The sequence below is a fragment of the Acinetobacter sp. TG2027 genome, assembly GCF_000302435.1.
GTDB classification, from domain to species: Bacteria; Pseudomonadota; Gammaproteobacteria; order Pseudomonadales; family Moraxellaceae; genus Acinetobacter; species Acinetobacter pittii.
The window spans coordinates 87,785-111,049 of record NZ_AMJN01000040.1; the positions used below are offsets into that span (position 1 = coordinate 87,785).

Genomic DNA, 23,265 nt, shown 5'->3' on the forward strand with positions numbered 1-23,265 from the left:
ACTTTTAGCCGCATTTAAATCATGCGGCTTTGCTTTTTTTATAAAGGCTTGGCAAGATCAAATCAGGATATAACAGGAAAAATAGATGAGAATTTTGCTTGCAGAAGATGATCGCTCTCAAGCTGAAAGCATTCAATCATGGTTAGAGTTAGACGGTTATCAGGTAGATTGGGTCGAAAGAGGTGATTATGCACTTACGGCAATCGAACAGCATGATTATGACTGTATTTTACTTGATCGGGGGCTGCCTCAACTGGCTGGTGAAAAGGTTTTAACAACGATCCGCCATAAACAAAAAAATGTTCCTGTTATTTTTATCACTGCACGTGACAGCATTCATGATCGGGTAGAGGGGCTAGATTTAGGCGCAAATGATTATTTGGTTAAGCCTTTTAGTTTAGAAGAGTTATCGGCTCGCATCCGCGCTCAATTACGCAAACAAACTTTGAGTCAGCAATCGGTTTTAACATGGGGTGACCTACAACTTGATACACAAGCGAAAGTTGTATTAAGCGCAGGCAAGTCTATCGATTTAACTGCAAAAGAATTCCAAATACTGCGTAAGCTTATGGTGCATCCCGAGCATATTATTACCCGTGATCAATTAGAAGAAGCACTCTATGCATGGGGCGAGGAAATTGAAAGTAACGCAATCGAAGTATTTATTTATCAACTTCGAAAAAAAATCGGAAGCAGCAGTATTAAAACCATACGGGGGCTCGGCTACCGTATGGGAGATTTAAAATGAAATCGAATCGCTCATCTTTGCAGTCGCAACTGGTTAAAACCACGATGTGGAGTAGTATCGTGGTGGGATTACTGGCTTTAAGCTTACTCACCATATTTTCTATCTATCACAACATGTCAGTGCAAGATGAAATCATGGATGAAATTTCAGATACTTTGCTGGTTTCCGATCTTTCTGAACACTCCATGAAACAGTTTGATGAGCTGAGTGATGAATTTGATATTCAGTATGAGTTATTAAACACAGGCCAAGTACTTACCCATTCTCATACCTATCAGCATGAACTTTTTGAGCAAGGTAACTTATCAGAAGGTTTTTCGTATTTTTGGTTTGATGGTCAATTATGGCGTAGTCTGGCTGCACAACAAGAAGACTCTCAGCTACAAGTTGAAGTTTTTCAACCAATGAGTACGCGTGTTGAAGAAGTACTTAAAGCACTTGCTGGATATAGTGGTCTTATGGTGTTGTTTTGGTTACTGCAATGGGTCATTGTAAGTTGGCGTACCGAGCATCAATTGGCTGCACTCAATTTACTTTCTAGACGAATTGCTCAAAAAACTGCATCAAATTTAGAGCCAATTCAAGAACCAGATGTCATTACAGAAATTCAACCTGTTATAGATGCATTAAATCAATTGCTTGCAAGATTGCAAAGGGCTCTTGTTGCTGAACAGCGTTTTACCGCGGATGCTTCGCATGAGCTACGTTCTCCGTTATCTGCCATACAAATGCGTCTTCAAGTTTTACAGCGTAAATACCAACATCTTCCAGAACTTCATCAAGATTTTGAACGCATACAAGAAGACGTTTCTAGAAGTACAAAAATACTTGAGAATTTACTTCTTCTGGCCCGCTTAGAACCTAATGAAGCTGAACAGCCTGAACTTCCTAAGACAGTTATCGATTTAAATTACTTACTGGCTAGAGTGATTGAAACTGTAGATTTAGATGCGAAAGCTAAACAGATGTTGATAGAGGTAAATACCTTATCGGCAGAAACTAAAACATATGCGAATGAAGAATTACTGTTTATTGCTTTTAGAAATTTATTTGATAACGCCATTCGTTATAGCCCGACATTAGGCTCTATTCATGTTGAGATTAGTCAGCATGAACAGCAAATTAAGGTGTCTATTGAAGACACGGGAAATGGAGTAGATGATGAAGTGCTATTACGGTTAGGGCAGCGTTTTTTTCGGGTACTCGGTACTCAACAGCAAGGTTCTGGCTTAGGAATTTCAATTACTCGAAAAATTATTGAATTGCATAATGGCAAGTTACGTTTTATGCATGCTGAACAAGGTGGTCTGAGGGCAGAGATTATTCTTCCTTCATAAAAAATAGCATGGTTACCCATGCTATCCATTTTTTGTTTTCCCACGAATATTATTGAAACGCGAGTATGTTTTTTATTTAGTTAAAATTAGGCGATTGTTGCGAGTGAGGCGTAAACGATATTCCTCGCCAGCATGCATAATGCGAATTTCACGGCCTAATGCAAAGAGGTTATTAGAATGTAACATTGGTAAGGCGTGAGCTGTGTCATTGTTACGGGTAAATAAGCTAAAAGGTGCGTTCATTTGTTGTGCTCCGTGGTATGTTCTTGAACGATTTAAATGATAATCATTATCGAATAGATCTGTCAATGAGATTTTTAAGATTTTATAAAATGATAAAATTTGCTTACACTTGAGAAAAGTTTTAGAGAGTAAAAAGATGCCCAAACCAATAGTCGATGTCGCTATAGCAATCTTGATCCATCGTGGAAAAATATTAGTTGGATGGCGCGAAGAGCAGCAACATCAAGGTGGAAAGCATGAGTTCCCTGGTGGAAAGGTTGAGCAGGGTGAAACACCAGAAGAAGCCTGCCGCCGTGAAATCTATGAAGAAGTGGGTATTGGTTTAAAAGATTGGCACCAGTTTGATTATATTCACCATGAATATGATGACATTATTGTCAATTTACATTTATTCCATAGTTATGTACCTGACGAGTTATTAAATCTTATTCATCAACCATGGGCCTGGTATACACGTGAACAGTTGCTTCATCTAAACTTTCCAAAAGCGAATAAAGATATTATAAAAAGGCTCTACTGGCCTCATCTCATCAAAATTAGCAATACGCTTTCAATGGTAGAAAGCAGTGATGCTTTATTGTACTGGCGTATCGAAGAATTTGAGCCGCAGTATATAGAGCAATTAACTGCTTTAGATGAAGGGCAACGATCAAATTTAATTATTAATATCGATATGTGGCAGCAATTAAGTCCTGAATTACAAAAACAAATAAAGACCGTTCATTTAAAACAATCTCAGCTCATGAATTTGCATAAAGGCGATTTAACAGTGGGCGTACGATATATTGCTGCTTGTCATGATGCTGTTTCTTTAAAGCAAGCTCAGCAGATTGGTTGTGATGCTGTTTTTATTAGTCCTGTAAAATCAACAATGACTCATCCAGAAGCTGTAGCATTAGGTTGGGAACGTTTTAGTGATCTCGCTCAAAATAGCCAGATTCCGGTTTTTGCATTAGGAGGAGTGGATCCGGAAGATTTAGCCACTGCACAGCAGCATGGTGCATATGGCTTAGCAGGTATTCGTAATTTCTAATGAGAAAATAAAAAAGCATTAAAAGCTAGAGAGCTTTTAATGCTTGTTGTGCTTCTTGAACAGTTTTTTGATTATTGCGTTGTTGCCCAGCTTTTAAGATAACCAACCAAAGCTGCTTTTTCATTGGCTGACTTTGGGCAAAACTCAAACCACGTCTTGCTAAAGACTCAGCATTAGAATATTGCTGTTTATGATTTGCCGTAAGTGCAAGAAATAAATAAGTCTCAGCGGCCTGTGGTGCTAAACGCTGTGCTTGAAGTGCATAGCGCTCTGCCTCTGACCATTGCTGATTTTTATAAGCCTGCTGTGTTTTTTGCATTAAAACTTTAAATGCAGGTAACTGGCTACCATCATCACTAAAATGTTGTGGTTTTTTCTGTTGAGGAACAATCACCTGTAAATTCTTACGTTGAATTTCTGGGTGATCATAAGGCGTAATTTTTACACCTGATGGAGTTTCCGTCTTTTTGACTGGAGGAGTAGGTGTTTTCTCTTTGGAGTCAGAATGATCGGGCAGAGTTGTACAGCCGACCATAAGAACAGCACCAATATAAAAAACACCTTTCTTCAACATATCCTAATTTCCTGTTAACGCTTAGTTGTTATAACTACCACTTGAAATTACCCGTGAGTTGTTTGATAGATCTTGTTCCATCTGGTTTTCACTTTCACGAATATAACTGTCGGTATTATCATCCTGAGAGTCAGGAATTGTGTTATCACTTTGTGGCGTATATGTTGGATCAACTTGATAATAAGGTGCTCCACATGGCGTAGCACGGTGCGGAACCGTATGCGTTAGCATCGGAATATACATGGCACCATCACAAGCTTGAGCAGATAAATCACCCGTTGCACGGTCAATCCACTGCCACTGTACAGTGTCTGGTTGGCGTAGGTTTACAGGCGTTTGACGTAATTGTTTCATCACATTAATCCATACTGGCAATGCACCAGATGAACCTGTTAATCCAGTCACTTTGTTGTCATCTAAACCTAACCACACTACAGCAACGTGGTTACCTGAGTAACCCGCAAACCATGAGTCACGTGTATCGTTAGTCGTGCCTGATTTACCCGCCAATTTTAAAGCTGGAGACAAGCTATTATAAGCTGCGCGACCAGTACCCGAAGACATGACCTGTTGTAAACCATAGTTCATGATATAACCAACAGATGGATCAATGGTTTGTTGAACATTCAGGCCATAACGGTCAAGCAGGCGACCATTGGCATCTACGACAGATCGAATCGCACGAGTCGGATATTTAAAGCCACCTGTAGCAAAGTTCTCATAAATTCCCAGAACCTCCATTGGTGACATATTGACTGCCCCAAGGAAAATAGAAGGGTAGGCAGGAATGGTCGACTCAACACCAAACTTTCTTAAGTTGTTTGTAAATGTTGATAGACCAAACTCTTGACCCAAGCGCACAGCAGATAGGTTATATGAATTTGCCAAAGCTTCACTCAGGCTGACTACACCATGTCCGCCACCACTGTAGTTTTTAGGTGTCCAACTTTTGCCTCCATCTACAGGGACACTAATCGGTGCATCTTCAATTTGGGTTGCCCAGTTGTAACGCCCAGATTCAATAGCACTTAAATAAATCACAGGTTTTAATAAAGAACCAACTTGGCGTTTTGCATCCACAGCACGGTTAAAACCAGTAAAGTCTTGTGTAGAACCAACAGCAGCAACGAGCTCGCCGTTTTCTGGATGTGCAATGAGCACCGCACCCTGTAAGTTTTTCAAACGGGCTGGGTTGCTGTTTGCTAAGCGGTCTACTGAAGCTTTAAACGCATTTTGAACTTGAGTTTGAGTAATTGGGTCTAAAGTCGTAAAAATACGTAAGCCCTGATTAGTTAAATCACTTTCTTGATATTCTGTGCGTAATTGACGACGCACGATATCTAAAAAGTCAGGGAATTTTGCAGGACCTAAACTTGGTTTGCTTAGCACATTTAAAGGACGTGCAATTTCATCTTCGTATTCTGCTTGAGTTAAATAACCCATTACACGCATGTTATTTAACACGGTATCGCGGCGTTTTTTTGCACCTTCAGGATTTTTCCAAGGATTATATAAAGAAGGGCCTTGCACTAAACCAACTAAATAAGCTTGTTGTGCAACGCTAAGCTCACGTAAAGGTAAACCAAAATAAAATTGAGAAGCCAAACCATAGCCATTAATTGAGTAGCTACCATTTTGGCCTAGATTTACTTCATTTAAGTAGGCTTCTAAAATTTCATCTTTGCTGTAATGCAGCTCAATGAGTAAAGCCATTAATGCTTCATTAACTTTACGTTTGAGTGTGCGTTCAGGGGTGAGATAGAAGTTTTTAACTAATTGCTGAGTCAAGGTTGAACCACCTTGACGTTTACCACCTGTGATATTACTCACTAATGCACGGGCAGTACCACGAATTGAAATACCGTGATGATGATAGAAATTACGGTCTTCTGTTGAAATTAAAGCTTCAATAAGTGGTTTAGGAACATTATTCAGTTTAATGAGAACACGGTCTTCATTATGTTGAGGGTAGATCCCTCCAATCAGAAGTGGCTCTAGTCGCGCAACACCCGTTGAAGAAGGTTTTGTACTTCTAACTTCAGCAACTTGGTCATTTGCAAAACTTAACTCTAGTACTTGTTCGGGTTCAACACTGTCGCCGTAATCAAAACCACGCGTGTGGATATACATATTGCTACCCTGAGCAACATAGGTTCCAGACTTGTCATAATTACTTGAAGTTTTGTAACCCAAGAGTTTTAATTCTTGAGTGAAATTTGCTTGGGTAATAGGTGCGTTATTATAAATTTCCAAAGGACGTGCAAACACTTTGGCGGGAATATCCCACCGTTGTCCTTCAAATTTTTCACGGATAATATTATCTAAACGAATCAGATAGATACTAAGAGCAATAAAAGCACCAATGACCAAAATGGAAAAAATTAGTGCAAAGAAACCGATACCACGTTCAAACTTCATAAAAATGAGATAAAACCCTAACAATGCCTGTAATGATGCGATAGCTTGTCATCAATTTGCAATGATAAAACTGTGAATAATTGGAAAACTTAGATTGAATTTTACAGCATCTTGTTGTTATGTTTTTTTAAATTAATCAGGTTAATGTTATTATAGCCAAGTATCGCAGCGGAGCTTACTCATTCGTGCAAATTTCACATAAGTCCTTCAGAAACGTCGGGTTAATCGGTCGACCAGATAAATCATCAGTAGTAGAAACACTATGTTTAATTCATGATCATTTGTTGAACCTAGGCTTAAACCCCATTTTTGATCAGGAAACTGCTGAATTAGTGCCTTATGATCATGCACAAATTGTAAGTCGTCATTTATTGGGTGAAGTTGCTGATTTAGTCATAGTTGTTGGAGGCGACGGTTCTTTACTCCACGCTGCTAGAGCTTTAGTTCGCTACAATACCCCTGTTATTGGTATCAACCGCGGGCGGTTAGGTTTTTTAACTGATATCAAACCTTCAGAAGCCATTTTCAAACTTGACCAAGTACTTCAAGGGCATTTCCAGCTTGACCGTCGTTTCTTGCTTGAAATGGAAGTACGGACAAATGGTGAAGTCATTTATGACGCGATTGCCTTAAATGATGTGGTTTTGCACTCGGGTAAATCGGTACACATGATTGACTTCGAACTTAATATTGATGGTCAATATGTTTATCGCCAACATAGTGATGGTTTAATTGTTTCGACGCCAACCGGATCAACGGCTTATGCATTGTCAGGTGGTGGCCCAATTTTACATCCAAGTATGGATGCTATTGCATTAGTTCCAATGCATCCCCATACATTGTCATCACGTCCCATCGTAGTCGGTGGTCAAAGCGAAATTAAAATCGTTATTCGCGAAAATCGGGTGTTACCAATGGTGAGTGCAGATGGACAACATAGTGTCTCGCTCAATGTTGGAGACAGTTTACACATCCGTAAACACCCATTTAAACTAAGTTTATTGCATCCACCAGGTTATGATTTCTATATGGCCTGCCGTACCAAACTTGGTTGGAACCAAGATTTTGAATCTTTTCAAAGAGATGAATCATGAATATTGAACAAATGCTATCTGTTTTAAACCCTGAAATTGTAGAGCGTTTAAAAACAGCCGTAGAAATTGGTAAATGGCCAAATGGCGTTGTTTTAACGAAAGAGCAGCGTGAAACTTGTATGCAAGCTGTAATCGCTTGGGAGTTGAAGAACTTACCAGAAGATCAGCGTAGCGGTTATATTGACCGTGGTACAAAAGAAGAAGGCGAAGAATGTGATGATGATCATCACAAGCATGAGCCAGAGTTTAAACCTATTCGTTTTGTTTAAAACTTAATAAGACAGAAAATTATTTTTGGTTATTCCATACAGCCTTATATAGCATGTTTTTCATAAGTTGTAGCATATAGGCTTTTATTACTTTTGAAGGATCAAAAGTAACCAAAAATCCTTTGTATCACTGACGATACTTCCTGTATCGCAGTGATACGGTCGATATCCATGTCGACCTTCACGATAGTATTTGTTAACTACGAATTAAGATTGCTTAAATTTCGTGTATTCCATAACACTTTTGCTTTTTGCATCGCTTCTTCAAAACTAGCAACAACGCCCATCGTATATAGCGCGATTCCGATGGTTTCTGTTACGGCTATTTCTCCATATTCATGGTGCTGTTGACCAAGCCATACTGCTTTAAACGTTGCTAAATCTAATTCTTCTTCAATTGGGCTTCGTTCAGGTGTGAGCTTTGGCAACTCATGTTCATAGAGCTCACCATTTTTAATACCGCAAATGAGCGTTTTAGCATCTGGGTTTCGTTCAAATTCACCACCTTCACCTTTAATGACGGCACTATTTTGATAGCCTAAGCGTAATGCACTATGTTGGTGGGAAGTTCTGTAAGCAGGGTGGAATATTGCTTGTAAGGTAGCTTTAGCTTTAAAAGGATTAATTAAACGGGCCAAAGTATGAATAGGCGAACGCAATCCCATGACATTTCTTAGAGATATCAATTCGCTTAAAACTGGTGAAATCACGTCTAGCGGTAAGTAAGCAAAATTTTGTTCTGCTAATTGCGTACGAACTTCTTGTTCAGAATGGCAAATTTGATAACCAAGATATTCTAAAACTTGCTCTGTATAAACACGGTTAAGCGTATGACCTGATGCACCATGCATAACAATTTTATGGCCATGCTGAGCAAGTGTAAGAGCGGCTAACAAAAACCATGGATAGTGTTTTCGCTTACCTGCATAAGATGACCAATCTAAATCGACTTCTAAAGGCTCAAAATGAAGCTGGTCTTTGGTTGCTTGAACGAAACCCGCGAGTTCTTCAATAGATTCTTCTTTAACCCGAAGCAGCATTAAAAATGCGCCTAGCTGTACATCTAACACTTCACTCTTTAAAATCATGGTAAATGCTTGATAAGCTTCTTCATAGCTTAAAGAGCGAGATCCAGTTTTCCCCTTACCTAAAATACGGACATATTGAGCAAAGGGATGTTCAGCATCTTTATAGATATTGCGTTTAGTATTCATCGTAGTTCAAAACAATAAAAATGATGGGATGTAGGCAGCTCAAAATGAAATGTCCACAAGTATTTAATCAATATGACATAAAAAACTGCTGAAAAAATATCAAAAGTGTTTCTTATACTAAAGTCTTAGGATTGCCTGAGTGTTTTTTATGCGTATCAGCTAAAAATTTAACCGAATCGTTATTTAATTCGAGTACACTTTCCCGTGCTTTTTTGAGCACTCATATCATAATTTTATGTGATTCTCCTATATCTTCAGCTTTTTATTGAAAAAGTAAGAGGTTATTTCTAGCTACTCAAAGTGGTTAGAAACTTCAGGTATTCTCCTGTTTTAGAAAACATTGATTTTGTTTTCATTGAGGTAGTAGGAAGGTTTTTTGTTCACAAAAAACCATTTCCCTTTTGCGGTGTTAATGTGAAAGGTTAGGGCTGTGTATTCGTAAAGAATAGACGTTTCATTTTGGTATTTCCAACGGACTTGGAAATATAGATTGAAGTAAAGTTATGGCTAAAAAACCGATTTATAAATCACTTTATTTTCAGGTGATTATTGCAATTATTGCGGGTATCTTGGTGGGGCATTTTTCTCCAAGCTCCACGCAAATTGTCAATGGTGTCGAACAGCATATTCCGGGGTTAGGTGAAAAACTCAAGCCATTAGGTGATGCCTTTATTCGTTTGATCAAGATGATCATTGCTCCAGTTATTTTCTGTACCGTGGTAAGCGGTATTGCTGGCATGGAAAGCATGAAGTCAGTCGGAAAAACTGGCGGCGTTGCGTTGTTATACTTTGAAATCGTTTCAACAATTGCACTTCTAATTGGCCTTGTTGTAATTAACATTGCTAAACCGGGTGTAGGGATGAATGTTGACCCTACCACTCTCGATACTTCGGGCATTCAAAAATATGTCAGTTCTGGTGAGTCACAATCTACCATTGATTTCTTAATGCACATCATCCCAGATACGGTAGTTGGCGCATTTGCAAATGGTGAAATCTTACAAGTCCTTCTTTTTGCAATTCTCTTTGGTTTTGCTTTACATAAGTTAGGTGATGCAGGACGTCCAGTTTTAAAATTTATTGATCAAGTTGCACACGTGTTCTTTAACATTGTGAATATGGTCATGAAATTAGCTCCGATTGGTGCATTCGGTGCAATGGCATTCACTATCGGCAAATATGGTGTTGGTTCACTCGTACAATTAGGGCAGCTCATTATCTGCTTCTATATTACGTGCTTACTCTTTATCTTCTTAATTTTGGGTACAATCAGCCGTATTAGCGGATTCAGTATCCTTAAGATGATTCGCCTGATTCGTGAAGAGTTATTAATTGTACTTGGTACATCTTCTTCTGAATCTGTTTTGCCTCGCATGTTACGTAAACTTGAAATTGCAGGTTGTGAAAAATCTGTAGTTGGTTTAGTTATCCCAACAGGTTATTCATTTAACCTTGATGGTACGTCAATTTATTTGACTATGGCCGCAATCTTTATTGCTCAGGCAACAAATACACAGCTTGATATTCAACATCAGATTACTTTGTTATTGGTACTCTTAATTTCATCTAAGGGTGCTGCGGGTGTAACAGGCTCTGGCTTTATTGTTATGGCTGCAACTTTATCTGCTGTAGGACATATTCCAGTGGCAGGTCTGGCATTGATTTTAGGTATTGACCGTTTCATGTCAGAAGCCCGTGCATTAACTAACCTTGTTGGTAACTCATTAGCAACGATTGTTGTTGCAAAATGGGTCGGTGCTTTAGATAAAGATAAGCTAAATGATGCTTTAAACAATCCAGATGAAGTCGACAGAAAAATGATGGAGCAAAAAACTCCTCAAGTCGCTGAAGGTTTAGATTAATTCAAATAAATCTATATAAAAGAGGAAGCTTTGGCTTCCTTTTTTATTGGCTGACTGAAAAGTACAGTTTTAATGAGCAGCTATGTCATGACAGTAGCTTAAAAAATGATTAGCATGCACAACAATCAGATTAGATAAAACAATAAAGCCGAAGGAAAATATTATGTTGGCATACGATGCAGATTTAGAATTATTCCGTGATAATTTTAAACGTTTTATGAATGAGCATATTGCTCCACATTATGACCAATGGGAACGCGAAGGAATCATGCCACGTTCTGTCTGGAATCAACTGGGCGAAAATGGCTTTTTATGTGTGGATGTTCCAGAAGAATACGGTGGTTATGGTGTGCCAACCTATTATTCATTAATGTTGGTTGAAGAATCGGCACGCGCTGGTTTTTGTGCATTATCAACAGCGATTTCTTGCCACTCTGAAATTGCTGCACCATATATTTTACACATTGGCACAGAAGAGCAAAAACAATATTGGTTGCCGAAAATGGTAACAGGTGAAGTAGTTGGTGCAATTGGTATGACTGAACCTGGAGCGGGTTCGGATTTACAATCAATGCGTACTAGCGCCATTTTGCAAGATGACCATTATTTATTAAATGGCTCAAAAACCTTTATTTCAAATGGACAACATGCTGATCTTGTGGTGCTTGCAGTAAAAACTGATCCTCAAGCGCGTGCAAAAGGCGTGTCATTATTATTGGCAGATACGCATCTAGAAGGCTTCAAAAAAGGTACAAATTTAGACAAAATCGGTCTGCATTCTCAAGACACATCTGAGCTGTTTTTTGACAATGTTAAGGTTCCTAAAAACCAGTTACTCGGTCAAGCTGGACAAGGCTTTGCTTATTTAATGCAAGAGTTACCGCGAGAACGTACAGCTATTGCATCTACCGCAATTGGCGCTATTCGTGGTGCAATTGATTTGGCAACTGCTTATGTAAAAGAACGTCATGCATTTGGTCAACCTATTTCACAGTTCCAAAATACTCGTTTTGTTTTAGCACAAGCAAAAATTGATGAGCTTGCTACGGCTGCTTTTTATGAGAGAAATGTTGCTCTATATCAAGAAGGTAAACTTGATGTTGAAACAGCAGCAGCGCTTAAAAGTTTCAGCACTGACATGCAAATGAAAGTTGCAGACAACTTGCTGCAACTTTTTGGTGGCTATGGTTATATGACTGAATATCCAATTTCACGTTTCTTTGTAGATGCACGTATTCAACGTATTTACGGTGGTACAAATGAAATTATGAAAGAAATTGTAGCGCGTGGATTAATTGGCAAAGCTTAATTAAGCAGAGAAAAACAGCCTGTCCTAGAATGGGCTGTTTTGTTTTTAACTATTTGGTCTTCTGTTGAATGACAGGATAGTCTTGTTGTTTCGGTAATTGCTGTAATGCATGATTCATCTTTCTTAAAAACTTATCTGCTTCATCTTGATGGAATGAATCTTCGGTGTATTTACTACGTTCTTGAAAGACGACACCACAACCCGTTATTTTCATATTTTCAGGATTAAATGACCAATCATTTGGATTCTTTAAGTTAATGTTTAAATCACTTTCACAGCTTTTCCATAAACGTAAAAATTCATTTGATAATTCTGCTTTAAATCCTCGTGCTGGATAGACCGAGAAGCCTTTCATTTCGGGATTAGAAAACTGTATAAACATATCTACTGGCATACCGCCCCAAATGATTGCTGTATCTGGTGGTAAATAGATGCCTGATAAATTTTTCTCTTTTAAAGCATGTGTTTGCTCATATTTCTGCCTAAAATGTTGTGACTGATATGTCAGCTTGGTTTGAGGTGGAATTGGAATGCCACGAACTTGGTTACTGACATTCGTCATATAGTACGGAGAATTATCCCTACCATTGCAACCTGCAATTATTGGACAACCGCCACAAGCCGTTAAACTAAAAGTTGTAAAACCCAATAGGCTTAAAACAATAATTTTATTCATTCTATTTTACTGTTGTTATGACATATTGGGTCAGTATAACCAATCTATATATTAAGAGGACTATCTTTAAGAACAACGAAATAATCATCTTTAAATGTAATTATGTTTTTACTTGGCTGGCTGCTGCAATGGCCCATCAAATAAAGATTTACAGCTTTCTAAATTTTGACAAGAAGCAAACATAAGCGCTTTAGGCAAGCTCGCATACAAATTTGTAATGTGTTGTTCAGCTGGATTATAAAAATGCCAATAACTAAATTGGTTTGAACGTTTATTTTCTAAGGCTTGAAAGAAATCTGCTTCATTAAATTTATTGTTAAGTTGAGTGTGAGGACCACCTTGCTCATGTGTACCGACTGTGGTCATGAGTAAAGGGGAATGATTTGGTTTCTGACTTTGCCAATGATTTAACTGCTGAAATAACATGCCTTGATCAAACCAAAGAGAAGGGCTTGCAGCAAAGTAACGCTGAAATGCATCTGGCTTTTGAAAAAAATGATAAAGAACCAATAAGCCACCAAAAGAATGCCCATATAGACTCTGTTGTTGGTTATTAATCGGAAATTGTTTTGCAATTGTAGGCTTGAGTTCGCTATTTAAAAAAGCAATAAACTGATCAGCACCCCCATATTTATATTTACCTTGTGCTTGAAATTCAGCAGAAGGTTTTGGAGTGTAATCATAAGCACGCTTTTGCACATCAAAGGTTTTTTGCTGAGGGTAGCCAACCGCTACGATCATGAGTGGATCTAGTCCTAATTTGGTAGAACCAGCGCCAATCGACTGAGCAATATTGGCAGCACTTGGAAATGTAGCATTTCCATCTAATATATAAAGTACTGGATACCCATGTTGGGGCGGGGCGACAGGTGGTTTATAAATTTGAATAAGATAATCATGGCCTGTATTTTTAGATTTAATTTGAAATTGTGCCTGATTATTTTGAAAAACGATTTTTGGTTGATTTTGTATAGGCGTTTGGGCGAAGGTAGAACAGCTTATTAAAGTACTCAATAAAAAACTAGTAGATAAAAGGAAAAATGATTTTTGCATAATGGGCGATAATAAAATTTATTATACAAATGATAAATGAAAATCATTATCAAATAAAGTAATCAAGAAATGGAAGCAAAAAGGTTAATGAAAAAAGCTCTTACAGCTATATTGCCTAACAAATCAAAGCAGACTATTGTTATACTCTCGTTTAAAAGATGATTTTACTGAGGCTGCATTCTAATGATCAACGATGATCAAAACAAAACGACTTCTCTTAGTTTAGAACAAATTCGTGAAGATATTGATAGTGTAGATCAACAGATTCAAGAATTATTAAATCGCCGCGCAAGCCTTGCTGAAGCTGTTGCTAAAGCTAAATTTGCTTCCGAAGAGAATCCTTTGTTTTATCGTCCTGAACGTGAAGCACAAGTTTTACGCAAAGTCATGGAGCGCAACCAAGGTCCTTTGTCTGATGTCACCATGGCGCGTTTGTTCCGTGAAATTATGTCTGCTTGCCTTGCTTTAGAAGCTCCGCAAAGTATTGCATTTTTAGGACCGGAAGGGACTTTTACTCAATCTGCCGTGCTTAAACACTTTGGTAAAGATGCAGTTGTTCGTCCATTACCAACAATTGATGAAGTGTTCCGTGAAGTAGAAGCAGGTAGTGCACATTACGGCGTAGTGCCAGTTGAAAACTCATCTGAAGGTATTGTGAACCATACTTTAGATTGTTTTAAAACATCGAATTTAAATGTGATTGGTGAAGTTGAATTACGTATTCATCATCAATTCCTTGTCTCTGAAAATACACGTAAAGACAGTATTAAACAAATTTATGCCCACCAGCAAACTTTGGCTCAATGTCGTCAGTGGTTAGATGCGCATTATCCGGGTGTTGAACGTGTTGCTTTAAACTCAAATGCAGAAGCTGCACGTCGTATTCGCAACGAATGGCACTCAGCAGCGATTGCATCAGATATTGCAGCAGGTATGTATAATCTTGAAATTTTACATAGTAATATTGAAGATAATCCGGAAAATACCACTCGTTTCTTAGTCATTGGCCGTGAAAAAATTCCACAAAGTGGCAATGACAAAACTTCATTATTAATTTCAGCACATGACCGTGCTGGTGCTTTATTAGAAATTTTAGCGCCGTTTGCAAAACATAATATTAGCTTAACAAGTATTGAGACCCGTCCAGCATTACCTGAAAAGTGGGCATATGTATTCTTTATCGATTTAGAAGGCCATATCGATCAAGAGAATGTTGCTGCGGCAATCAATGATATTCGCCCAATGGTAAAAGAGCTTCGTATTTTAGGTTCTTATCCTGCTGCCGTTCTCTAATTACTCATGTTGGAATAATGACATGCATCAAGATGGTCATGTCATTATGCTTAAAAACAAATTGCTCAAAGGTTTAAATCACTTTGAGCAAAAGCAAAGTTGAAGTTATGTCACACCCCCTATTTAAAAAAGTTGCATTTATTGGTTTAGGACTCATCGGGTCGAGTTTGGCACGGGTTATTGTTGCCGAAAAGTTGGCGACAACTATTGTGGCATCTACACGCTCACAGAAAACTTTAGAAGATGCAAAATCACTTGGCTTAATACAAGAAGGATTTTCTGATCCTGTAGAGGCTGTGAAAGGGGCTGATTTAGTGGTTTTAGCTTTGCCAGTACGTGCGACACAAAAAGTGCTTGAGCTAATTAAACCTCATTTGACAGAAACCACGATTGTAACTGATGTGGGAAGTACAAAAGGTAATGTCGTCGATGCAGCAAAAGCTGTATTTGGTGAAGATTTACCAGCAGGTTTTGTACCAGGACATCCTATTGCTGGTAGTGAGCACACGGGCGTTCATGCAGGTAAGGCCGATTTATTTGCAAATCACAAAGTTATTTTAACGCCGTTACCCACAAGTGCAGAATGGGCTGTTGATAAACTAATTCAACTTTGGTCTGCTGCTAAAGCTGAAGTCATTTGTATGGACGTTGCCAAGCATGATGAAGTTTTAGCACATACAAGTCATTTACCGCACTTGATGGCATTTAATTTGGTTGAGCAACTTGCAAACCGAGAAGATAATCTTGATATTTTCCGCTATGCAGCAGGTGGCTTTCGTGACTTTTCACGGATTGCAGCTAGTGATCCACAAATGTGGCATGACATTTTCTTTGCCAATAAAACAGCCATATTAAATGCTGTAGATGGCTTCGAAAAGCAACTAACCGTACTTAGAAAATTGATTGAAAACGAAGACTCTCATGCATTAATGGGTTTACTCGGCCATGCTCAGGCAGCACGTCAGCATTTCAATCATATGTTAGCCAAAAAACCTTTAATGGAGAAAAATAAGGTGACACAGCAATTCAGTATCTTACCGGGAAATAAGGCATTTAAAGGTAAATTTACCGTACCGGGTGACAAATCTGTGTCACATCGCTCCATTATGTTTGGTGCTATTGCAGAAGGCACTACGCATGTAACTGGCTTCCTTGAAGGTGAAGATGCTTTAGCAACTTTACAAGCTTTCCGTGATATGGGTGTAAGTATTGAAGGCCCTAAGAATGGGGAAGTGACCATTCATGGCGTGGGTATGCATGGTTTAAAAGCACCAGCGAGTGCCTTGTATATGGGTAACTCTGGAACCAGCATGCGTTTGCTTTCAGGCATGTTATCAGCACAAAAATTTGATTCTGTCATGACAGGTGATGCATCACTTTCTAAACGTCCAATGGAGCGTATTGCTAAGCCATTGCGTTTAATGGGTGCGCAAATCCAGACAACAGGTGAGAAAGGTACACCACCTGTAAGTATTACTGGTGCTCAGCAATTAAAAGGCATTCAATACGACTTGCCAATGGCATCTGCTCAGGTGAAGTCGGGTATTTTACTTGCGGGCCTATGGGCTGAAGGTGAAACTTCAGTCACTGAGCCAGAACCAACTCGTGACCACACAGAGCGTATGCTTCGTGCATTTGGTTATGATGTTAAAACCGAAGGCAACAAGATTTCACTCGTTGGTGGTGGAAAATTAGTAGGTACTGATATTCAGGTTCCATCTGATATTTCATCTGCTGCTTTCTTTATGGTGGGTGCTGCAATTACTGAAGGTTCCGATGTTGTTCTGGAAGCGGTAGGTATTAATCCAACACGTACTGGTGTAATTGAAATTTTAAAACAGATGGGTGCAGACCTGACTGTTGAAAATGAACGTATTGCCGGTGGCGAACCTATTGCTGATATTCATATTAAAGGTTCACGCACACTTAAAGGCATCCATATGCCTGAAGACCAAGTACCTTTGGCAATTGATGAATTCCCAGCTTTATTTATCGCAGCAGCTTGTGCTGAAGGTCAAACTGTATTAACTGGTGCAGCAGAGCTTCGAGTGAAAGAGTCTGACCGCATTCAGGTCATGGCTGATGGCTTAAAAATCATGGGTATTGATTGTACGCCAACTGATGATGGCATCATTATCGAAGGCAAAGGTAAATCTGGCGATTGGTCACCAATCTTTGCTGGCGGTGAAATCGAGTCACATCATGACCACCGTATTGCCATGAGTTTTAGTATGGCAGGTCTTCGTAATTCTGGTCCGATTACAATTCATGGTACTGAAACTGTGGCGACAAGCTTTCCGACTTTCACGGAGTTGGCGAATCGTGCAGGCTTAACAATCGAAGTTAGCCAATAACTTTTGACCTAAAACATTTTATAATTGCTAACACAATAGCAACGGCAGCAGCGAGCTAAAGGCTTGGCTGCTGTTTGTTTATTGCTTATGCTAAGTGCAGATAATGATAAAAGTGTTAGGACAAAGGATGAAAAAATTACAATTTATTGCCAGTTGCCCACAACATGGGGTGCTTGATCATCCACCAAATGAATGCCATATCACTCAAGAATATGTAGCGGCTTTACTGTTTAAACAATTGGGGCATTATGGCTTTGATGCACAGCATATTGTGCATGAACATGAAAAAGTAGAAGTGAGTATTGATAATCATCTTTTACCCTTGTCTATTACTTGCCAGAAAACAGACCATGAAGGGCATTTGATGTGTGAAATCTCTGCCAATCCAGATGAGGAACAAGACTGGTTTGAGAAAATCGAAACACAAAGCATTATTCGTCAGCTTGCACAGGCAGTTGAAAATAGTTTGAAGGCTGATCATAGCTTTTCAGCATTTGAATGGAAAAACTAAGCGCACGGCTGTTAAGAGTTATTCATGAAGTACGGCTTTTTAGAAAGGTCGTACAATCTCTTTAGATTAAATATAAAAATACAAAATCTTTCCCGAAATCCCTACCTATCTTTAATGCATTGTGTATATTGAAATTATTAAGATATTTACATAATTAGAGTGTGGTTTTCATGACACAAGTTGATATTGCAGCACTATCTCCTCAAGTGGTTTGGCAGCATTTTCAAACACTTTGCATTATTCCTCGTCCTTCAAAGCATGAACAGCAGCTTCGTGAATTTTTACAAAACTGGGCCGAAAGTCGAAATTTAGAAACTTACGTAGATGAAGTGGGGAATTTGATTATTCGTAAGAATGCGACTCTGGGTAAAGAACATGTGTCTGGCGTTATTCTGCAAGGCCATTTAGATATGGTCACTCAATCCAATACTGGCACAGTACACGACTTCTTTAAAGACCCGATCCAGCCAGTCCTCGAAGATGGCTGGTTAATTGCTAAAGATACTACTTTAGGTGCTGATAATGGCATTGGGGTAGCATTAGCTTTGGCAGTTTTAGACTCAAATGATATTGCTCATGGGCCAATTGAAGTTCTTCTAACAGTTGATGAAGAAGCAGGGATGAGTGGTGCGCGACTTTTACAGGCAGGTGTACTAAAAGGGAAGTGGCTATTTAATATTGATACAGAAGAGTGGGGCGAGTTGTATCTCGGATGTGCTGGTAGTATTGATGTTGAGGTAGAGCAGCCGCTTAATTATGAGCCAATCCCTGAAAATTTGAATATTGTTAATATTCAGGTGGCTGGTCTTAAAGGTGGCCACTCTGGCGTAGATATCCATTTAGGACGTGGTAATGCCAACGTTATTCTGGCTCGTTTTTTAAATCAGCATTTAGCGAAGCTTGGTGGACGACTTGTTGAGTTTATAGGTGGTACAGCTCGTAATGCTTTACCTCGCGAAGCTGTAGCAACCATTGCCATTTCATCTAACCAATTGCCTGAATTAGAAAAATTACTCGCTGAATATCAAACGGCATGGAAAGAACAGCTAAAGGGTATTGATGACAACTTGCAATTAAGTATTCAATCCACTGGTGCTAAAGTGACCGAAGTGATTAATCAACAACAGCAAAATGAATGGTTACAAGCTTTAGCAACAGGTCCTTATGGCGTTGCAAGTATGAGTCAGGTTCTATCAGATGTAGTTGAGACTTCAAATAATATTGGAGTGGTGAGACTAAATCGAGAAAGTGGAAAAGCTGTTTTAATGGTTCGTTCAATGGTGAACCAAGAAGCTCAAGACTTTGCAGAAAAAATTCAAAAACATTTCAGTCAATTTAATATCGGCTCTACACTTACGCCGTTAGTGTCGGGTTGGACACCAAATCCAGATTCGGCTGCTCTAAAGTGTTTACAGCAGGCCTATCAAAATGCATTTAACATTGAGCCAAATCTAAAAGTAATTCATGCAGGCTTAGAGTGTGGGATTATTGCCGAGCATTATCCACATCTACAAATGGTTTCTTTTGGACCCGATATTCAGGGTGCGCATGCACCAGGTGAACGAGTCAAAGTTGATACTGTAGAGAAATGCTGGAAGCTGTTGGTAACAGCTTTAGCATCTGTAGAGTAGTTTTTACAAATAAGAAGCTCAATTGTGAGCTTCTTAAACTTTAACTTTTACATGAAAATGATGTGGATTTAACTCGATAAACTCGATTTCACAATCAATAAATTTTTCAATCATGGCTGCTTGAGTACGAGTGTGTTCGCTAATACATTGTGCGGTGAATTCACCACCTTGACCTAGAGCTAAAGGTAGAAGTAATTGATCTGCCAAATACTCATCTACAACAGCCTGCGAAGATAAATATAGATTTACATCTTTTGCTAAATGATCAGCTATTTGCTCTGCACTTTTGCGCATCTCACCTAAAGCTGTAAACAGTTGAGTGTGATATTGATGAGTAACTTTCACATAGACTGTATTGCCTTGGCTAATTCCATTTAAATGAAATTGCTGCTGAGAGCTTAAGTTTAGTTTTTTACTTAATGTGGTTAATTCACGTTGTGCTATCTGTGCTTCTTCTGAAAGATTTAATACTGCTGCAAAAGCTTCATTGCATTGCAAAGCACCACGATCTAATAAATTTAAGCTGATTCGATCTCGCCATGGCTGAACGGTAATCTGAATTTCACCTGCACCAATTGGAAAGAAGCCAGCTTTATTTAATCTAAAATCGACGTTAATTCCAATTTTCGCTAGAGCAGGTAAAAAGCAGTGTTCAATAAAATCTGCTGTTGGTGCAAGTGGGTTATGTGTACCCCCTGAAATGGTGAGTTCGGTAGCTTCATTTTTTAATAACAAAACAGGTAAAAGCGTTTGTAAAACCAGTGTGGTACTACCCGCAGAACCGATTTGAAATTGATATTTACCACTTTGAACATGCTGAGGTGCGAAATATAAACGTTGGCTATGTAATTCAGCACCCTCTACATAAGCTTGGCTAATTTGTTGAGATGCTTGTACACAAACTAAATGTTGACGCATTAACCCTGGTTTTTTACGCCCAGCACGTATATTAATTAATTCAAACTGCTGGCCTGTAATCATCGAGAGGGCAAGGGCAGTTCTTAAAATCTGTCCACCACCTTCACCTTGTGAGCCATCAATTTGAATGACTTTTGGTATATTTACCAAAACTGTATTCACTTCTATTTTCCTTATTTTCTAATTTAATGAACATACTGTCAGTACATGGTAATGCGAAGTAATGTGTGACTTTGTTTTCGACAAAGGTTTACTAGGTGCATAGTGCTGAGCCTGATAAGTGAATATCGATGCACGGCTCACATGCTGCCATAGCCGCCTGAATTATTTTCAATCCCTCAGATCGGAGTAATGCAGGATCTTGTACTCGCCCAGTATGTCCAAACTTTGATTGTGAAAAGGATTTCACAAAATCTATTGTTTAATCGATTAGATCAATTTGCCAATTAGTAGCCTGAATTTTAACGTTTAAGTCACGGAGTTTTGCACTGATATCATCCGCCTGTTTTTGTAAGCTAGAAGCCGGAATGACCTTCTTCCACTTAATTTCACGTGAGCTATAACGATCAGGTTCTCGATGCGTATTGGCAATCGCATCGATTAAAATCTTATGCTGTTCAGCATAACTATCGCGCAAGCTTAATAGAGACAATAATACTTTGCCATCTTCCAGTTTTGCTTGTGCATTGGTCAAATGGATACGATAAATCAATTGATTGCTTTCCTGAGTTAAAGCAAATACTTGTTTGATGAGTTCATTTGGATCTTCACTAGGTTCATCACCGTCTTGTACCAATACATTCGCATTGATTCGTTGTTTTAACGAAGCGAGCTTTTTTTGTTGATCGCTTCGAAGTAAAAGTGCTTCTGCGAGTTTCATTTTATTTACCCGTATCAGTTTTAAGTGTTGGCTTCAAAAGTAACGAGAATTTCTGCATCTTTACCTTGGAGGTAAAGATGCTGCCAATGTTGGAGATACTTTGGAAGGTATTTATTTGGTGGCCTTATATAGCCCTGTTGGGAATCTTTTAATTCTCCGATTAGACCTTCAATATATGATTTTAAATAAACTGCAATTACCGTGAATTGCTTATCACTTAACGTAGAAAATAGATTTTTACGAAAAAAGTAATCTATTGTTTCCGTGGGTGTTCCTATACTTTTCATTTGAAATTGCCAGTCTAAAAATTGTGGATCGTCACACATTTTCTTCATGCTTCTCCAAATGGAGTTAGAAGTAAAGAATTGCTTGAAGTTCTCATAAATTGGCATATTTTCATTGAAATTTAATAGTTCTATATAACAGTCAAATTGTGGTTGAAATGCTGGATCTAAAGCATTTGCTGTTATACATATCCCTTCTAAAATGTGATTGAATTTTTCTATATCTATATTTTGCATAGCATTAACCCTTAACACACACCACTTGTCTTAATGTATAAACCACTTCAACCAAGTCGCTTTGAGCTTTCATTACATCTTCAATTGGTTTATATGCCGATGGAATTTCATCAATAACTGCTGCATCTTTACGGCATTCTACACCTTCAGTTTGGGCAATTTGATCTTCTACGGTAAAGCGTCGTTTTGCTTCAGTACGGCTCATAACACGGCCAGCACCATGCGAACATGAACAGAAAGATTCCTGATTTCCAAGTCCACGGACAATAAACGATTTCGCACCCATTGAACCTGGAATAATTCCATATTCACCTAAGCGCGCACGGACAGCACCTTTACGGGTGACCATTACTTCTTCACCGTAGTGTTCTTCCTTTTCCACATAGTTATGGTGACAGTTCACCGCTTCCAAACGTGCCTGAAACGGCTTTGGTACAATAGTCGCCAAGGCTTTAATCGCAGATTGCATCATGATTTCTCGGTTCTTCATCGCAAAGCGTTGAGCCCAACCCACAGCAAACCAGTAATCATCAAAATGTTCAGTGCCTTCGACTAGGTACGCTAAATCTTTATTTGGCAAATTAATGAAATGCTTCTGCATGTCTTTACGTGCAAGTTCGATAAAATGATTACCGATAGCATTTCCTACACCACGAGAACCCGAGTGCAACATAATCCAAACATGATCATGCTCATCTAAACAGATCTCGACAAAGTGGTTTCCAGTACCTAAAGTTCCTAAATGCTTGCGGTTGTTGGTGTTTTTTAAACGTGGATGTTTGGCACAAATGTATTCAAAATCTGCAACCAGATCAGTCCAAGCTTGATCTACCATTTCTGGTGGAGTTTCCCATGACCCACGATCACGTCCGCGCTTAGTCATTCCATGGGGAATTAATCGCTCAAGTTCAGTACGTAGAGCATGTAAGTTATCTGGTAAATCTGAAGCAGTTAAGCTGGTACGGGTTGCCATCATTCCACAACCAATATCTACACCCACAGCAGCAGGAATAATTGCCCCTTTGGTTGGAATCACGCTACCAATAGTTGCTCCTAAACCGAAGTGTACATCTGGCATAACAGCCATCCATTTATAAATAAAAGGCATTTGAGCTGTTTGTAATAATTGTTGTTTTGAGTTGTCATCAACAAGCACGCCTTTAGTCCACATTTTGACTGGCATAGTTTTTTCATTTTGCAGAACTTCATAAGAACGTTGTTGCTGCTTTTGTTCAAACTGAGCTTGTTGGTTAATTTCTTCAATGACAGACATTTTCTTTTCCTTTCAAAGCCTGCCTGCCAAGCGTTTGCAGGCAGGTGTTATTCA

At 38.8% G+C, this 23,265-nt stretch carries 21 protein-coding genes; 11 read left to right on the forward strand and 10 right to left on the reverse strand.

Going from position 1 to position 23,265, the window contains the following annotated elements:
• Positions 1-85 precede the first annotated feature (85 nt).
• Both B806_RS0110040 and B806_RS0110045 read left to right on the forward strand, forming a co-directional pair.
• Complete coding sequence (locus tag B806_RS0110040) at positions 86-748, forward strand: response regulator transcription factor (RefSeq protein WP_002118246.1); 663 nt, start codon at positions 86-88, stop codon at positions 746-748.
• A complete protein-coding gene (locus B806_RS0110045; protein WP_017402975.1) occupies positions 745-2,085 on the forward strand; it encodes an ATP-binding protein in 1,341 nt (446 codons plus the stop codon). The genes B806_RS0110040 and B806_RS0110045 overlap by 4 nt, the downstream gene beginning before the upstream one ends.
• A gap of 72 nt (positions 2,086-2,157) precedes the next feature.
• Here the strand turns inward: B806_RS0110045 and B806_RS0110050 are convergent, their stop codons facing one another.
• A complete protein-coding gene (locus B806_RS0110050; RefSeq protein ID WP_002118129.1) occupies positions 2,158-2,328 on the reverse strand; it encodes a hemin uptake protein HemP in 171 nt (56 codons plus the stop codon).
• A 136-nt stretch (positions 2,329-2,464) separates the two neighbouring features.
• On the opposite strand from B806_RS0110050, the gene B806_RS0110055 reads away from it, so the two are divergent.
• Positions 2,465-3,361, forward strand: a complete 897-nt coding sequence (locus tag B806_RS0110055) for a thiamine phosphate synthase (protein ID WP_017386522.1) — start codon at positions 2,465-2,467, stop codon at positions 3,359-3,361.
• A gap of 25 nt (positions 3,362-3,386) precedes the next feature.
• Here B806_RS0110055 and B806_RS0110060 read toward each other — a convergent pair whose 3' ends face one another.
• Complete coding sequence (locus tag B806_RS0110060) at positions 3,387-3,935, reverse strand: tetratricopeptide repeat protein (RefSeq protein ID WP_002118198.1); 549 nt, start codon at positions 3,933-3,935, stop codon at positions 3,387-3,389.
• 21 nt (positions 3,936-3,956) lie between these two features.
• Entirely contained in the window at positions 3,957-6,353 is a 2,397-nt protein-coding gene (gene mrcB, locus B806_RS0110065; protein WP_017402976.1) for a penicillin-binding protein 1B, read from the reverse strand.
• A gap of 185 nt (positions 6,354-6,538) precedes the next feature.
• Between mrcB and B806_RS0110070 the strand changes: the two genes are divergently transcribed.
• On the forward strand, positions 6,539-7,447 hold the full coding sequence (locus tag B806_RS0110070; RefSeq protein ID WP_005073476.1) for an NAD(+) kinase: 909 nt from the start codon (positions 6,539-6,541) through the stop codon (positions 7,445-7,447).
• Positions 7,444-7,716, forward strand: a complete 273-nt coding sequence (locus B806_RS0110075; protein ID WP_002118245.1) for a YeaC family protein — start codon at positions 7,444-7,446, stop codon at positions 7,714-7,716. Before B806_RS0110070 ends, B806_RS0110075 begins: the two co-directional genes overlap by 4 nt.
• A 200-nt stretch (positions 7,717-7,916) precedes the next feature.
• On the opposite strand, the gene B806_RS0110080 is transcribed toward B806_RS0110075, so the two are convergent.
• Positions 7,917-8,930 carry a glycosyl transferase family protein gene (locus B806_RS0110080; RefSeq protein ID WP_017386520.1) on the reverse strand — a complete coding sequence of 338 codons (1,014 nt, stop codon included), beginning with the start codon at positions 8,928-8,930 and terminating at the stop codon, positions 7,917-7,919.
• 503 nt (positions 8,931-9,433) lie between these two features.
• Here B806_RS0110080 and B806_RS0110085 point away from each other — a divergent pair.
• Positions 9,434-10,792, forward strand: a complete 1,359-nt coding sequence (locus B806_RS0110085; protein WP_002118145.1) for a dicarboxylate/amino acid:cation symporter — start codon at positions 9,434-9,436, stop codon at positions 10,790-10,792.
• A gap of 163 nt (positions 10,793-10,955) precedes the next feature.
• Positions 10,956-12,101, forward strand: coding sequence for an acyl-CoA dehydrogenase family protein (locus tag B806_RS0110090; RefSeq protein ID WP_017386519.1), 1,146 nt, complete (start codon positions 10,956-10,958; stop codon positions 12,099-12,101).
• A 49-nt stretch (positions 12,102-12,150) separates the two neighbouring features.
• Here the strand turns inward: B806_RS0110090 and B806_RS0110095 are convergent, their stop codons facing one another.
• Together B806_RS0110095 and B806_RS0110100 are read right to left on the reverse strand one after the other, a co-directional pair.
• On the reverse strand, positions 12,151-12,777 hold the full coding sequence (locus tag B806_RS0110095) for a hypothetical protein (RefSeq protein WP_017386518.1): 627 nt from the start codon (positions 12,775-12,777) through the stop codon (positions 12,151-12,153).
• 108 nt (positions 12,778-12,885) lie between these two features.
• Positions 12,886-13,830 carry an alpha/beta hydrolase-fold protein gene (locus tag B806_RS0110100; protein ID WP_017386517.1) on the reverse strand — a complete coding sequence of 315 codons (945 nt, stop codon included), beginning with the start codon at positions 13,828-13,830 and terminating at the stop codon, positions 12,886-12,888.
• 183 nt (positions 13,831-14,013) lie between these two features.
• Between B806_RS0110100 and pheA the strand changes: the two genes are divergently transcribed.
• The 4 genes from pheA to B806_RS0110125 all read left to right on the forward strand — a co-directional run bounded on the left by pheA (position 14,014) and on the right by B806_RS0110125 (position 19,619).
• Positions 14,014-15,123 carry a prephenate dehydratase gene (pheA, locus tag B806_RS0110105; RefSeq protein WP_002049199.1) on the forward strand — a complete coding sequence of 370 codons (1,110 nt, stop codon included), beginning with the start codon at positions 14,014-14,016 and terminating at the stop codon, positions 15,121-15,123.
• Positions 15,124-15,230: 107 nt separating this feature from the next.
• Entirely contained in the window at positions 15,231-17,477 is a 2,247-nt protein-coding gene (locus B806_RS0110115; RefSeq protein ID WP_017402977.1) for a bifunctional prephenate dehydrogenase/3-phosphoshikimate 1-carboxyvinyltransferase, read from the forward strand.
• A 127-nt stretch (positions 17,478-17,604) separates the two neighbouring features.
• Complete coding sequence (locus B806_RS0110120; RefSeq protein ID WP_005068294.1) at positions 17,605-17,988, forward strand: hypothetical protein; 384 nt, start codon at positions 17,605-17,607, stop codon at positions 17,986-17,988.
• Positions 17,989-18,158: 170 nt separating this feature from the next.
• Complete coding sequence (locus B806_RS0110125) at positions 18,159-19,619, forward strand: aminoacyl-histidine dipeptidase (RefSeq protein ID WP_017402978.1); 1,461 nt, start codon at positions 18,159-18,161, stop codon at positions 19,617-19,619.
• A 33-nt stretch (positions 19,620-19,652) separates the two neighbouring features.
• Here the strand turns inward: B806_RS0110125 and rtcA are convergent, their stop codons facing one another.
• The 4 genes from rtcA to B806_RS0110145 all read right to left on the reverse strand — a co-directional run bounded on the left by rtcA (position 19,653) and on the right by B806_RS0110145 (position 23,211).
• Positions 19,653-20,699, reverse strand: a complete 1,047-nt coding sequence (gene rtcA / locus B806_RS0110130; RefSeq protein ID WP_017402979.1) for an RNA 3'-terminal phosphate cyclase — start codon at positions 20,697-20,699, stop codon at positions 19,653-19,655.
• A 259-nt stretch (positions 20,700-20,958) separates the two neighbouring features.
• Positions 20,959-21,417 (reverse strand): DIP1984 family protein, encoded by a 459-nt coding sequence (locus B806_RS0110135; protein ID WP_017386512.1) that lies wholly within the window; start codon positions 21,415-21,417, stop codon positions 20,959-20,961.
• A 20-nt stretch (positions 21,418-21,437) separates the two neighbouring features.
• Complete coding sequence (locus B806_RS0110140) at positions 21,438-21,938, reverse strand: hypothetical protein (protein WP_017402980.1); 501 nt, start codon at positions 21,936-21,938, stop codon at positions 21,438-21,440.
• 4 nt (positions 21,939-21,942) lie between these two features.
• A complete protein-coding gene (locus B806_RS0110145) occupies positions 21,943-23,211 on the reverse strand; it encodes an RtcB family protein (protein ID WP_017402981.1) in 1,269 nt (422 codons plus the stop codon).
• Between the last annotated feature and the right edge of the window lie 54 nt (positions 23,212-23,265).

Coding starts and splice junctions, on each gene's coding strand:
- B806_RS0110040 (WP_002118246.1), top strand. CDS start 86: ATGAGAATTTTGCTTGCAGAAGATGATCGCTCTCAAGCTGAAAGCATT.
- B806_RS0110045 (WP_017402975.1), top strand. CDS start 745: ATGAAATCGAATCGCTCATCTTTGCAGTCGCAACTGGTTAAAACCACG.
- B806_RS0110050 (WP_002118129.1), bottom strand. CDS start 2,328: ATGAACGCACCTTTTAGCTTATTTACCCGTAACAATGACACAGCTCAC.
- B806_RS0110055 (WP_017386522.1), top strand. CDS start 2,465: ATGCCCAAACCAATAGTCGATGTCGCTATAGCAATCTTGATCCATCGT.
- B806_RS0110060 (WP_002118198.1), bottom strand. CDS start 3,935: ATGTTGAAGAAAGGTGTTTTTTATATTGGTGCTGTTCTTATGGTCGGC.
- mrcB (WP_017402976.1), bottom strand. CDS start 6,353: ATGAAGTTTGAACGTGGTATCGGTTTCTTTGCACTAATTTTTTCCATT.
- B806_RS0110075 (WP_002118245.1), top strand. CDS start 7,444: ATGAATATTGAACAAATGCTATCTGTTTTAAACCCTGAAATTGTAGAG.
- B806_RS0110080 (WP_017386520.1), bottom strand. CDS start 8,930: ATGAATACTAAACGCAATATCTATAAAGATGCTGAACATCCCTTTGCT.
- B806_RS0110085 (WP_002118145.1), top strand. CDS start 9,434: ATGGCTAAAAAACCGATTTATAAATCACTTTATTTTCAGGTGATTATT.
- B806_RS0110090 (WP_017386519.1), top strand. CDS start 10,956: ATGTTGGCATACGATGCAGATTTAGAATTATTCCGTGATAATTTTAAA.
- B806_RS0110095 (WP_017386518.1), bottom strand. CDS start 12,777: ATGAATAAAATTATTGTTTTAAGCCTATTGGGTTTTACAACTTTTAGT.
- B806_RS0110100 (WP_017386517.1), bottom strand. CDS start 13,830: ATGCAAAAATCATTTTTCCTTTTATCTACTAGTTTTTTATTGAGTACT.
- pheA (WP_002049199.1), top strand. CDS start 14,014: ATGATCAACGATGATCAAAACAAAACGACTTCTCTTAGTTTAGAACAA.
- B806_RS0110115 (WP_017402977.1), top strand. CDS start 15,231: ATGTCACACCCCCTATTTAAAAAAGTTGCATTTATTGGTTTAGGACTC.
- B806_RS0110120 (WP_005068294.1), top strand. CDS start 17,605: ATGAAAAAATTACAATTTATTGCCAGTTGCCCACAACATGGGGTGCTT.
- B806_RS0110125 (WP_017402978.1), top strand. CDS start 18,159: ATGACACAAGTTGATATTGCAGCACTATCTCCTCAAGTGGTTTGGCAG.
- B806_RS0110135 (WP_017386512.1), bottom strand. CDS start 21,417: ATGAAACTCGCAGAAGCACTTTTACTTCGAAGCGATCAACAAAAAAAG.
- B806_RS0110140 (WP_017402980.1), bottom strand. CDS start 21,938: ATGCAAAATATAGATATAGAAAAATTCAATCACATTTTAGAAGGGATA.
- B806_RS0110145 (WP_017402981.1), bottom strand. CDS start 23,211: ATGTCTGTCATTGAAGAAATTAACCAACAAGCTCAGTTTGAACAAAAG.